Annotated in this window: 11 protein-coding genes; 2 read left to right on the top strand and 9 right to left on the bottom strand. The window is 65.3% G+C overall.

Annotated features, from left to right (window positions below; translation table 11 throughout):
* Positions 1-975 carry a LysR family transcriptional regulator gene (locus I5R65_RS24025; protein ID WP_370546939.1) on the top strand — a complete coding sequence of 325 codons (975 nt, stop codon included), beginning with the start codon at positions 1-3 and terminating at the stop codon, positions 973-975.
* Between the two features lie 2 nt (positions 976-977).
* On the opposite strand, the gene I5R65_RS24030 is transcribed toward I5R65_RS24025, so the two are convergent.
* The 7 genes from I5R65_RS24030 to pruA form a co-directional block, all read right to left on the bottom strand.
* Entirely contained in the window at positions 978-2,525 is a 1,548-nt protein-coding gene (locus I5R65_RS24030) for a methyl-accepting chemotaxis protein (protein WP_180671296.1), read from the bottom strand.
* 84 nt (positions 2,526-2,609) lie between these two features.
* Complete coding sequence (locus I5R65_RS24035) at positions 2,610-3,329, bottom strand: ABC transporter ATP-binding protein (protein ID WP_180671295.1); 720 nt, start codon at positions 3,327-3,329, stop codon at positions 2,610-2,612.
* The gene (locus I5R65_RS24040) at positions 3,326-4,132 is read right to left on the bottom strand and encodes an ABC transporter ATP-binding protein (protein WP_180671294.1); all 807 of its coding nucleotides are present in this window, start codon (positions 4,130-4,132) and stop codon (positions 3,326-3,328) included. The genes I5R65_RS24035 and I5R65_RS24040 overlap by 4 nt, the downstream gene beginning before the upstream one ends.
* A complete protein-coding gene (locus I5R65_RS24045) occupies positions 4,129-5,016 on the bottom strand; it encodes a branched-chain amino acid ABC transporter permease (RefSeq protein WP_102663086.1) in 888 nt (295 codons plus the stop codon). The genes I5R65_RS24040 and I5R65_RS24045 overlap by 4 nt, the downstream gene beginning before the upstream one ends.
* Positions 5,009-5,902: a branched-chain amino acid ABC transporter permease gene (locus I5R65_RS24050; RefSeq protein ID WP_180671293.1), complete on the bottom strand. Its 894-nt coding sequence runs from the start codon at positions 5,900-5,902 to the stop codon at positions 5,009-5,011. Before I5R65_RS24050 ends, I5R65_RS24045 begins: the two co-directional genes overlap by 8 nt.
* A gap of 102 nt (positions 5,903-6,004) precedes the next feature.
* On the bottom strand, positions 6,005-7,105 hold the full coding sequence (locus tag I5R65_RS24055) for an ABC transporter substrate-binding protein (protein WP_102663084.1): 1,101 nt from the start codon (positions 7,103-7,105) through the stop codon (positions 6,005-6,007).
* 120 nt (positions 7,106-7,225) lie between these two features.
* A complete protein-coding gene (gene pruA / locus I5R65_RS24060; RefSeq protein WP_180671292.1) occupies positions 7,226-8,845 on the bottom strand; it encodes an L-glutamate gamma-semialdehyde dehydrogenase in 1,620 nt (539 codons plus the stop codon).
* Positions 8,846-9,067: 222 nt separating this feature from the next.
* On the opposite strand from pruA, the gene I5R65_RS24065 reads away from it, so the two are divergent.
* A complete protein-coding gene (locus tag I5R65_RS24065; protein WP_180671291.1) occupies positions 9,068-9,766 on the top strand; it encodes a GntR family transcriptional regulator in 699 nt (232 codons plus the stop codon).
* Between the two features lie 51 nt (positions 9,767-9,817).
* On the opposite strand, the gene I5R65_RS24070 is transcribed toward I5R65_RS24065, so the two are convergent.
* Positions 9,818-10,708 carry a LysR family transcriptional regulator gene (locus I5R65_RS24070; protein WP_180671290.1) on the bottom strand — a complete coding sequence of 297 codons (891 nt, stop codon included), beginning with the start codon at positions 10,706-10,708 and terminating at the stop codon, positions 9,818-9,820.
* An 89-nt stretch (positions 10,709-10,797) separates the two neighbouring features.
* Positions 10,798-12,888, bottom strand: a complete 2,091-nt coding sequence (locus I5R65_RS24075; RefSeq protein WP_180671289.1) for a pyridoxamine 5'-phosphate oxidase family protein — start codon at positions 12,886-12,888, stop codon at positions 10,798-10,800.
* Positions 12,889-12,940: the final 52 nt, after the last annotated feature.

A 12,940-nucleotide genomic window follows, 5' to 3' on the forward strand; every position in this document is an offset into this window, starting at 1 on the left:
ATGCGCCACGACCCCGCCAGCCCCCGCCCGCTCCTGCCGCCGCTGTCCTCGGAACGCATGGACTGGAACCTCTTGCGTACCTTCATGTTCGTGGTCCAGGAGCGGGGCGTGGGGCGCGCCGCCGAGACCCTGTGCCTGAGCCAGCCTGCGGTCAGCCAGGCGCTGCGGCGGCTGGAAGAGACCTTGGGCGGGGTGCTGCTGCATCGCCGCCATGGTGAATTCCGCCTGACGCCGCTGGGCGAGGAAATCTATGCGGTGGCGCGGGAGATGTATGGCATGGTGGCGCGCATCGATGGCGCCGCCGGCCATGCCGGCGAGGACGTGGCAGGCAGCCTGCGGCTGCTGCTGATGAGCCGGGTGCAGAGCGCGGCGTATGACGATTTCCTGGCGCGCTTCCATCGCCGCTATCCGCGTGTGGAGTTTCGTATCGATGTCATGCAGAGTGCCGCCATTCTCGACACCCTGGCCAAGGGCAGCAGCGGCCTGGGCCTCTGCCTGTGCCGCAAGCCGGTGGAAAAGCTGGAGCGGCGCCTCTTCCTGCGGCATCGCTACGTGCTGGTATGTGGCCGGCATCATCCCCTGTTCGCCCAGCGCAGCGTCAGCATGGCCGAACTGCTGGTGCAGAATTTCGTCTGCTTCGCCAGCGACCAGTTGGGCGACACGCTCTCCCCGTTGACCGTCTTCCGCGACCAGCAGGGCTTCACCGGCCACATTGCCGGCGCCTCGTCGCATGTGGAGGAAATCCGCCGCATGGTGGTGGCCGGCGTGGGCCTGAGTTTCCTGCCCGAGCACCTGATCGGCCAGGACGTGGCCGAGGGCCAGTTGAAGGTCCTTCCCCTGGATGGGCCGGTGGCCGAGATCGATGTCTTCCTGACCTGGCATGGGCAGCGCAAGCTGTCGGCGCCGGAACAGGCTTTCCTGGCCTCGTTTGAGAGGTTCCTGCAGCGGGTGCCGCTGGAGGCCAGGACGGTCTGAACCTACGCCACCCGGAACACGCCCACCGCCGCCGACAGGTCCCGGGCCTGTTCCTGCAAGGCTGACGCTGCAGCGCTTGCCTGTTCCACCAGAGCCGCGTTTTGCTGCGTGCCCTGGTCGATCTGGGTGACGGCGTCATGGATCTGCTCGATGTCCTGGCGCTGCGACTCGTTGCTGCGGGCCATGGCCGCCACCAGGTGACTGACCTCTTCGATGCGACCGGCGATGCGCTGCATGGTGGCGCCAGCGACCTGCGCCAGGTGGCTGCCGGCATCGACCTTCAGGACCGTATCGCCGATCAGGCTCTTGATCTCCTGGGCGGCCGCACCCGAGCGTTGCGCCAACACCCGGACTTCGGCCGCCACCACGGCAAAGCCACGCCCCTGTTCACCGGCGCGGGCTGCTTCCACGGCCGCATTCAAGGCCAGGATATTGGTCTGGAAAGCGATGGCATCGATCATCGCGATGATCTCCACGATCTGCCGTGAGGCGGCATCGATGGCCTGCATGGTCTGCACCACCTCGCTGACCGCGCGCCGGCCGTCGGTCGCCACCTCGGCCGCCTGGCGTGCCATGTCGTCGGCCTGGCGGGCCGCTTCGGCGTTGTGCCGCACGGTGGCAGTCAGCTTGGTCATGGACGCGGCGGTCTGTTCCAGCGAGGCGGCCTGGCGCTCGGTGCGACGGGACAGGTCGAGATTGCCATTACCGATCTCGTCGGAGGCACTGGTGATGGCGACCGTGCTGTGACGGACCTTGGCCACGATCTCCACCAGACTGCCATGCATGCTGGCCAGGGCCTGCATCAGGCGGCCGGTTTCGTTGCGACCGATGCCATGGACGTGTGCGCCGAGATGGCCCAGATCGCCCTGGGCCACGCGGGTGGCGATGTCAATGGCTTGCTGCAGTGGCCGCGAGATGGCGCGCAACAGCAGCACGCCCATCACCAGGGCGAACAGCAGGCCGGCCACCATGGCCACGCCACTGGCGATGAAGACCAGACGATAGCGTTGCTGCGAGTGGGCATAGATGGCGGCGCCGTGTTCGCGCTGCAGGGCGATCAATTGCGCCATCGGTACACTGGCCCGCGCATACAGCGGAGCCAGGGTCTGACTGTAGAGCTCGGTGGCACCGGGGATATTGAAGCTGCTGACAGCCTCGATGGCAGGTGAGACACCCTGCTGCCAGAGCGCGCGGTAATGCTCGCTGAAGCGGGCGGCGAGGACGCGTTCCTCTTCGTCCTCGATGGTCTCCAGATAGGCTTGCCACGCCTGATCACCCTCCTTGCGGGCGCGCTGCAAGGCGTCCAGCTCGCCCTGAATGGCACCGGGATCGAGAATGGCAGCGGCGATGCCCGAACGACTGCGGTCCAGCGCCGCCATGACCTGACCAAGCTGCTGCATGGGCAACAGCCGCTGCGCATACATGGCGCGTAGTTCGGCATTGCTGCCGGCCAGGCTCCACAGCCCCAGCAGCCCCAACAACAGCAACATGGCCGAGAGAAAGCCCATGCCACCGGCCAAGCCCGCCCTGATCGTCAAATGACGCCCCATCCCCTACCCCCTTGCCCGTGTTCCCGGATGTCAAAAAAAGCGGGCCGCAGCGTTCGCCACGACCCGCAAGGCACACTACCGAAATCAGGCGGCGCGACCACCCAGATAAAGCTCCCGGACCTGGGGATCGTGCATGAGCTCCCCGGCCTTGCCACTCAAGGCGACCGTGCCCATGGACAGCACATAGGCGCGGTCGGAGATGCGCAGGGCCTCCATGGCGTTCTGCTCCACCATCAGGATGGTCACCTGTTCCTTGTCGCGGACGGTGCAGATGGCGTCGAAGACTTCCAGCAGCACCTTGGGCGACAGCCCGGCCGAGGGTTCATCGAGCAACAGCAGGCGGGGACGCGGCATCAGCGCCCGCGCCAGCGCCAGGATCTGACGTTCGCCGCCGGACAGGGAGGCGGCCGGGACATTGAACTTGCGACGCAGTACCGGGTAGTCCTCGCACAGTTGCTCCATGCGCTGACGCGCTTGCAGGCCGCTCAGGTAGTGGCCGCCCACCTGCAGGTTCTCGCGCACCGACAGCGCGGCGAAGACGTTCTCTGTCTGCGGTACGAAACCGATGCCGCCATGGCGGATCTTGTGATGGACCGGCTGCGTCGAGATGTCTTCACCTTGCAGGGTGATGCTGCCCTGGCGCGGCCTGAGGAAGCCGGCAATGGTCTTGAGCAGCGTCGACTTGCCGCAGCCGTTGGGACCGAGCAGGGTGATGATTTCGGCGTGTTGCGCATGCAGCGACATGCCCTTGAGGATATCGACCTCGGCGCTGTAGCCGGCGACCAGTTTGTCGATCATGATCATGGCGTGACCTCCGTAGCTTGATCCTGTTGCGATGTGCCGCCGCCCAGATAGGCCTGCAGCACCCTTTCGTTGGAGGAGAGCTCCTGCGGGGCGCAGCTGGCCACGATGTGGCCGCGATCGAGCACGATGCAGCGACTGCAGACTTCGCGGATGAAGTGCATGTCATGCTCGACGATGACCAGGGTCATGCCCTGTCGATTCAGGCGCAACAGCGCCTGCACGATATCGTTGCGCAGATTGGGATGCACGCCGGCCGTGGGCTCGTCCAGCATCAGCAACTGCGGATCGCCCATCAGGGCGCAGACGATGCCCAGCAACTTCTTTTGGCCGCCCGACAGGGCCGAGGCCGGCAGATCGCGTACATGGGTCAGCAGGAATTCGTCCAGCAGGCGTGTGGCCTTGTTGCGCGCGGCCTGCTCGGCCCGTCGTGCGGCCCGGCCACGCAACAGGGTTTCCCAGAATCCGTGGTGGGCGGAAGCGGCGGCCATGGCGACTTCGATCACCGACATCTTCTGCGGCATGGACGGCAACTGAAAGGTGCGCGCCACGCCCTGCCCGACGATGCGGTGTGCAGCCAGCCGACCGATCTCCTGGCCGGCATAGCGCACCGAACCGGCATCAATGGCTTCGAAGCCGGTGATGGTATTGAGCAGGGTGCTCTTGCCGGATCCATTGGGACCCAGCAGGCCGACGATCTCGCCGCGACCGATGGCAAGGTGCACGTCCTGCAGGACGCGGTTGCCGCCGAAGGCCTTGGCCAGGGAACTGACTTCCAGCAGCGCTGGGGAACTAACGAGGGTCATGGGATCTTCCTCAGCTTTTCGGGAATCAGGCCCTGGCTGCGCCAGAGCAGCGAGGCCAGCAGGATCAGGCCGATGAGACCGATGCGCAGTGCACCGGCGATGTCGGAACCGAACTGCAAGCTGTCCTTGGCAAAAGGCACCAGGCCATAGGCCGCCTGCACCAGTACCACGCCCGTGATGACACCCACGGTATTGCCCATGCCACCGATCATGAGCATGGTCCACAGCATGAACGTCTCGGAGGCCAGCATGTAGTCGGGACCGACGAAGCTCATGTAGTGGGCGTAGAGGGAGCCGGCCAGGGCGGTGGTGGCGGCGCCGGCCATGATGGCGCGTGACTTCAGCGCGCGCAGGTCGTAGCCCATGCAGGCGGCCAGCTTGGGTTCTTCCCGCATGAGGCGCAGGGCGCGGCCGAAGCGGCCATCGCCCAGGCGTTGGCAGGCAGCGGCCAGGACCGCCAGCAACAGCAGCACCAGGGCCAGGAAGCTCAGCGCCCCCCAGGGCTTGGGCAGGTCACCGAACAGGAAGCGGATGGCGCTGATGCCCTGGGCACCACCGGTGAGCCAGTCTTCATTGGTGGCGACAGTACGCAGGATTTCGGCGATGGCCAGCGTGGCAATGCCCCAATAGTCGGCACCCAGTTGACGCCCCAGGCGGGCAATGCACCAGCCCAGCACGATGGCCACCAGTACGCCCAGCGCAGCCCCGGCCACGGCCGGGTAACCGGCTGCGGTGACGATGCCGGTGGCATAGGCGCCGATGCCGGCAAAGGCGATATGGCCGAAGTTGAGCAGACCCGCATAACCGGCCTGCAGGTTCAGGCCCAGTGCCATGATGGCGTAGATGCCGGCGATGGTCAGTGAAAAGATCAGGAAATCAGACACGACGCACCTCGCGGTCGAAGAGGCCGTAGGGCTTGAGCAGCAGCGCCAGCAGCAGGATCAGGAAAGAGGCCGCGCTGATGTAGGCCACCGGCAGGAAGGCGACAGGCTTGCCGAAGAGCCAGCCGAAGTTCAGGTTGGTCACCACGGTCTCGGTCAATGCGATCAGGAACGCCCCTGCCACGGCGCCTAGCGGATTGCCCAGCCCGCCCAGGATGGCGGCGGCAAAGACCGGTAAGAGCATGTCATGCCCAAGGTTGACGTGGGCACCGCTGGTGATGGCCAGCATACTGCCACCCAAGGCCGCCAGTGCACCACTGCAGAAATTGACCAGGCGCGTGATGTGCTCGGCATTCAGGCCCGAGGCCGCCGCCAGGGCGGGGTTGGAAGACAGTGCCCGCATGGCGCGGCCGGTACGGGTGAAGAACAGCAGGGCCGCCAGCAACGCCAGCAGGATCACGGTGGTGGCCAAGGCGTAGAGCTGGGTATGGCCGATGCGGATATCGCTCACCTGCAGCGCCGGCGTCAGTGGCAACTTGAACATCAGCGGGAAGGAACCGAACACGCCCAGCGAAAAAGCCACCATCAGCATGGCCAGGGCCAGCGAGCCGATCATGGTGATGGCCGGGCCGGACGCCAGCAGGCGACGGAACACCAGCAGGTGCAACAGCAAGGTGAGCAAGCCCACGGCGCAACAGGACAGCAGGATCGCGGCCACCATCGGCACACCGGCGGCATGCAGGAAATAGCTGAAATAGGCGCCCAGCATGGCGTACTGCACGTGCGCGATATTGGGAAACTTCACCAGTCCATACACCAGTGACAGGCCCAGCGCGATCAGCGCCAGGTCCGAGGTGCGGACCAGTGTGTCAATCAGGAATTGAAACATCGGATACTCCGGGAAATGCCGGAACCGCCCCCTCCCCCGGCGGCGGCCCGTGCAGGAAATGCGAACGGCACGTTCAGCGCAGGCGCACGTGCCGCCTCTGACTCAGCGGGGAACCACCTTGCCCTGGTACTTGAGCTTGGCGTAGGGCGGGTCCTGGCGCTGGCGGTCCTGATCGAAGTTGATCGTGCCGGTGACGCCGGCGTAGTTCTTGCCGATCTCCTTCAAGGCCGTGGCGACCTCGGCCGGATCGACCGACTTCGCCTTGTTGATGGCGGCGGCCGTCATCAGCACGGCGTCATAGGCGTAACCGGTATAGGAGGTCTTCATGCCTTCCTTGTATCGGGCACTGAAGGCTTCGGCATAGGCACGTCCGGCCGGACCGTCGACTGAGCCCACTTCCATGCCTAGCTGGCCGTTGGCGATCTCGGCCGGCGTGTCGGACAGGCACATGGACAGCAGGATGCCGTACCAGGGTGTCTTGCGCAGGCCCAGTTCGAAGGCTTCGCGGTTGAGGATGGCCGACTCCTGGCCATAGGCGGTATAGACGTAGGCGTCCGGTGCGCTCCTGGCGATCTGCTGCAGTTCGCGGCGGTAGGTGGACTGGCCGGCGGTGTAGAGGACTTCGGTGATGACCTGGCCACCGAGTTTTTCGAACTCCTGCTTGAAGCCGTGCGCCACGCCCTGGCCATAGGCATTGTTGGGGGCGATCACGGCCACCTTGCGGTAGCCCAGCGCCCAGGTATCGGCCGCGGAGAAGCGGTTGCCGAAGTTTTCCAGCCCGATCAGGTTGAAGGAAGTGGCGCCGATGTCGCGGATCTTCACGCTGGTACTGGCGATGTTGATGTGGACCACGCCTTCCTTGACCAGGTACTGACCCAGCGGAATGCTGATGCCCGAGGAATATTCGCCGATCACCACCGGCACCTTGTCCACCGACACCAGCTTGCGCGCGGCGTTCAAGGCCGTGGTCGGGTTGCCGCCGGAGTCTTCGACGATGACGGAGAACTTCTTGCCCAGTACCCCGCCCTGGCTATTGACCTTGTCCACCGCCAGATCCACGGCACGACGCACGTCTTCGCCCACGGTGGCATTGGCACCGGTGAGCGACAGGACGGCGCCCATCTGTACCGTCTGCTGCGCCATGGCGCCTGACCCGACCACCCAGGCGGCCGCTGCCACGGCCGCTTTCATCCTGATCTTCATTGCTCTCTCTCCCTTTTTTAAGAAAAGCCGCTCCCTTGCAGCGCTGCTGCAGGTCGGGCCCTGATTGCTGGAATTGCCGGCTGCCGGCCGGCGGCGGACGATCGATGCGTTGCGCCGGCGCTACTTGTTCATGTGCGCATAGGTGTAGTCATGCGGCGGCGCCGAGGTTTCCTTGACGGTGCGCGGTGATACCCAGCGCAACAGGTTCAGCGCCGAACCGGCCTTGTCATTGGTGCCACTGCGGCGCGCGCCGCCGAAGGGTTGCTGGCCGACCACGGCGCCCGTGGGCTTGTCGTTGATGTAGAAATTGCCGGCGGCAAAACGCAGCGCCTGGCCGGCCTGCTGGATGGCGGCACGCTCGCTGGCGAAGACCGCCCCGGTCAGGGCGTAGGCGCTGGTGCCGTCCACCAGTTGCAGGACTTCGTCCCACTGGCTGTCCTGGTAGACGTACACGGCCAGCACGGGACCGAAGATTTCGTTTTCCATCAGCGCGTGACGCGCATCCTTGACCTCGATGACAGTCGGCTCGATGAAATAGCCGCTCCGGTCGTCACACTGGCCGCCCACCAGGACCTCGGCCTGGGCATCTTCGCGGGCGCGATAGATGTAGCTGCGGATGCGATCGAAGGCGCGCTTGTCGATGACCGCCCCCATGAAGTTGGCGAAGTCGCAGACATCGCCCATCTTGATCGACTTGACCATGGCCACCAGGCGCATCTTGACTGCCGGCCATAGCGAGGCCGGAATGTAGGCACGCGAGGCGGCACTGCATTTCTGGCCCTGGTATTCGAAGGCGCCGCGTACCAGTGCCACGGCCAATGCATCGACATCGGCCGAACGATGCGCCAGCACGAAGTCCTTGCCACCGGTCTCGCCGACCAGGCGCGGATAGGCGCGATAGCGCGCGATGTTGCGCCCGACCTCGCCCCACATGCTGTCGAACACCGCCGTGGAGCCGGTGAAATGCACGCCCGCCAGGGCCGCGTGGTTCAGCGCCACGTTGCTGATCTCCACCGGATCGCCCGGCACGAAATTGATGACGCCCGGCGGCAATCCGGCTGCCTCCAGCAGTTCCATGAAGAGATAGTTCGACAGCGATGCCGTGGCCGCCGGTTTCCACAGCACGGTATTGCCCATCAGCGCCGGCGCGATGGCCAGGTTGCCGCCGATGGCCGTGAAGTTGAAGGGCGTGACGGCATAGACGAAGCCTTCCAGCGGCCGGTATTCGGTGCGGTTGCGTACGCCCGGCGCGTGGCGCGGCTGCATCTGCGCGATCTCGTGGGCGAACTGCACGTTCAGGCGCAGGAAGTCGATCAGTTCGCAGGCCGAATCGATCTCGGCCTGGTAACAGGTCTTGCTCTGGCCAAGCATGGTGGCCGCGTTCATGCGCGCGCGCCAGGGTCCGGCCAGCAGGTCGGCGGCCTTTTCAAACACCGCCGAACGCTCCTGCAGCGACCAGTTGCTCCACTCGCGCTGCGCCGCCAGGGCGGCATCGATGGCGGCGCTACAGGTCTCGCGGTCGCCGTGGTAGAGGTTGGCCAGTACGCGCTCGTGATCGTGCGGAGCCCGCACCGGCGTGGTGGTCCTGCCGTACAGGGACTGACCATTCACCACGGCCGGGATGTCGCGGCAGGCGTTCTTCTGGGCCGTCAGTTCGGCGCGCAAGGCCTCGCGTTCAGGGCTGCGTGGTGCGTAGTTCAAGACCGGCTCATTGCCCGTTATTGGATATGAATTAGTCATTACTTTATTCAACTTTATATAAATTGGATCCATTTACTAACGATTGGATCCAGTCTATCAGAGGAAAAGTTGAGGCACAATAAGAACTTTTCAGACCACAGATTCCGCCAATGCGAGCGATGCCGACGGGCAATGCAGATGACGTTCGGGCCGCAGCGCAGCGCGCCGGCCTCGAACCCGGGCAGCAAGCAAGGAATCGGCGACCCAACAAGAAAATCGACAATGCCAACGCAAAACAGCCGGGCCAAGGCCGCCAAGGGGCTCCCGCAAATCATCCGCGACCAGTTGCGTTATGAAATCCTCAACGGCAGCATGGCCTCCGGCACCCAGTTGCGCCAGGACGCCCTGGCCGAACGTTTCAACACCAGTCGGCTACCGGTGCGCGAAGCACTGCGCCAGCTTGAATCGGAGGGGCTGATTACCTACCAGCGCAATCGCGGTGCGGTGGTGGCGGGGATGGATGTGAACCAGCTGTGCGAGATGATGGATATCCGCATCGCCCTGGAATGCCATGCGGCCAAGATTGCCGTCCCGAACATGGTGCAGCGGGATCTGGCGCAGTTGCAGGAGATCCTGGATCTCTACAACGCTTCTGATTCGGTCACGGAATGGGCCGAGTACAACCGCCGCTTCCACCTGGCGCTGTGCGCGCCATCCAACAACAACAAGCTGCGTCGGTTGATCGAGGAATTCTGTCTGAACACCGACCGCTACACCCACGAAATGATGTCGCTGGCCACCGGCAAGGAAGGCCCGCAGAGCGATCACTTCGAGATTCTGGAAGCCTGCAAGCAGCGCGATGCGGCCAAGGTGGCCATGCTTCTGGAGCGACACATCCAGGAAACCAAGAACAATCTGCTGGCCACCGACCGGCTCAAGCGCGAGCGGGCGGCAGAGCAGGAGCAGGCGGCGCTGCGCTGAGTGTGAGTGTGAATGTGAATGCGCGCACCGGCGGTGCCGGGCACGGCGGATTCAGCGGAACAAGGGGTTGTTGCGCAACCGGCTGACGGCCAGGTCGATGAAAGCCCGCACCTTGGCCGGTGAGTGCCGCCCTTCCGGGTAGAGCACGTGGATCGGCAGGGGCGGCTCTTCGAATTCGCGCAGCACGCGCTGCAAGCGGCCTTCCTTCAGATCGGCCGCGACCTGGTAGGCCAGCACCCGGGTCAGTGCCCAGCCTTTGCGGGCGGTGCTGATGGCGGCTTCGTTGGTGTTGGTCTGCAGGACGGCGTCGATCAGCACGCGCTGGCCGTCGGCGAAGCGCCATTCGGGCGAGGCCCAGGCGCTGGTGGAGGTGACGATGCGATGCCGTTTGAGATCGGTGGGTGAGGCAGGCGTGCCGTGCTGGCGCAGGTAGTCCGGCGCAGCACAGATCACCTGGCTGACCGATCCCACCTGGATGGCCGTAAAGCCCGAATCGGGCAGATGGCCGATGCGTATGGCCACGTCCATGCCTTCATCGACGATGTTGACGGGGCGGTCGATGAAGAAGGTGCGCGCCCGCATGTCGGGATAGAGATCCAGGTATTCGGTGACGATGGGCAGCACATGCATCTGCCCGAACAGGAAGGAAGCGGTCACCGCCAGCGTGCCGGCGGGCCTGGCATGGTGGCCGGCGGCGGCGGCCTCGGCTTCGGCGATCTCGCCCAGGATGCGGCGGCAGTCTTCCAGGTAGCGCGCGCCGGCTTCGGTGGTCTTCACCGAGCGGGTGGTGCGGATCAGCAGGCGCCCGCCGACCAGTTCTTCCAGCGCCGCCACGGTACGGGTCACCACCGGGGCGCTCAATTGCATCTGACGCGCGGCCTTGGCGAAACTGGCCGTTTCCGCGACTTGTACGAAGATGCGCATCGCCAGCCAACGGTCCATGTGCTTCCCTTCCCTGGGTATCGAAGAAGCTCGCATTATGCCTGCTTCCGCCGGGCCAGAGGCAACCCGCATGGCGCGCACGATCCCGCCTACAGCGCCAGCTCGATGCGGCCACTTCCCGACTCGGCCGGCTGCGCGGGAACGGCGCAGCACAGCAGCACCTCACCCTCGCCGATCTTGGCCTGGGGCGGCGTCGGGTAGGTGACGGCGCCGGCCAGCAGACGGGTGCGGCAGGTGCCGCAGTGGCCTTCGCGGCAACTGAATTCGGGCTCCAGGCCGCGGGCCTCGGCCAGTTCCAGCAGGCTGCCGGTGCCGGGCGTCCAGCGCGCCTCCTTGAGGCTGTCCATGAAGAACACCGGCACCGCTTCGGTGGCAACCGGTACCGGGGCGGGTGCGGCTTGTGCTGCCTGTGAGGCTTGTGCCGTCTCGGTGGCAGCACCGGTACGGGTGAGCGATGCCGGGCCGAAGGCTTCGGCATGGATGCGTTCATCGCCGATGCCATAGCCGCGCAGGCCGTCGTAGAGCGATTGCATGAACGGTGACGGCCCGCACAGGTAGAACTCGTAATCGCCGAAGGGCAGCGCGCGTGCCAGCAAGGTCATGTCGATGCGACCGGCGGCATCGAAGTCGCGGCCTTCGATGGCATCAGTGGTGTCGCCCAGCACGCGCACCACCTTGATGGCACCTTTGCCGGCGGCCACCAGTTGCGCCAGTTCGGCGTCGAATGCGCGGTCATTTTTGCTGCGTGCAGCATAGAACAGCGTGGCCGGACGCATGCGCTGCGTGCGCAAACCTTCATACACCATGTGACGCAGCATCGCGATCATGGGCGTGATGCCCACGCCACCGGCCAACAGGACCACCGGCCGGGAGGATGTTTCATCCAGCATGAAATCGCCGGCCGGCGCCCGCACTTCAATATGGTCACCTTCCTGCAATTGCGCATGAAGATGCTGGGATACCTGGCCATCACGCTTGACGCTGATGCGGTAATGCGGATCCGACGGTGCCGAGGACAAGGTATAGGTGCGGATCAGCGGCTTGTCGCTGCCGGCGGTCTGCACGCGGATCGGCAGGTGCTGGCCGGGCAGCGCCGGCAGCAGGCCGGCACCGTCGTCAGGCTGCAGGTGGAAGGAGCGGATGGAATCGCTCTCCTGCACCACGCGGGCGACCTTGAGCCTGCGCCAGCGGCTGCCCTGCTCCTGGGCCAGCAGGCGCCGGCCGGTCTGCTGCCAGTCGCCCGTCATGAGCGAATTCGGCGACCAGGCATCTTGCTGGAAACGCCAGCGCAGGGCCAGCGCGCCGGGCCGACGCACGATCTTGCGCGAACGGAAGGTCCACAGCCGTTCGGCGCCCTGGAAGGCGGCGATCTCGGACGAGTCCAGGATCAGCTCGGCCTCACCGGTCATCTGCAGGACGTCGCCCTTGTCGAAATCGACGAACATCAGGCCGGCCCGGCCATTGAGGACGATGTTGCCGAGTGTGGAAAAGAACAGGTTGCCGTCGAAGTCCGGCACGGTCAGCGAGCCGTCCTGGTTCACCCGGACGAAGCCGGCCTTGCCGCCGCGATGCGAGACGTCGACCTGACGGGCCTCATCCAGATCGACATAGGACGCCACGAAGAAAGTGTCGGCCTGGCCGATCAGCGCGCGGGCTGCAGCGTCGAGGCTGGTCATCGGCTCGACCTGGTCGACGTGGGCCGTTTGCGGTTCGCGCTCGAAGGAAAAATCACGCAGCTGGATATAGCGCGGGCAGTTGCCGAAACTCTGGTCCACCTCCACCCGCCAGCCATCGGCCAGCGGCGTCAGCACGCCATTCATGCGGTTGCGGCGACGGGTATGCAGTTCCATCCCCAGCAAACCCACTGGCGCACCGGCGACCATGCCGGCCGCGGCCGGGTCCTGGGCCGAGGGACGGGCCCGGATGTCCAGCACCGTGGGCGAAGGCGACGCCATGAAGCCGGGCCGGCCTTCCAGGAAGGTGGCCCAGGCATCGCCCTCGGCGTCCACGCTACCCAGCACGATGAAGGGTAACTGGGCGTAGAAGGCGCGATGCTGGTCGGGCATGAAGTCGCGCACCACGCGACGCCCCACCGCTTCCATCTTGTCGGCCACGCCCAGCTTTTGCTGGAGCAGCTTCTCGCCGGCATGCCAGGTCGGTGCGTTGGAAGGAGTCTTCATGTCTGGCCTCGCTGAATCTGATGGGTGGTGGGTGGTCGGCTGATCGGTGGAC

The organism is Herbaspirillum sp. AP02 (assembly GCF_015767275.1).
In the GTDB taxonomy this organism is placed as follows: domain Bacteria; phylum Pseudomonadota; class Gammaproteobacteria; order Burkholderiales; family Burkholderiaceae_D; genus Herbaspirillum.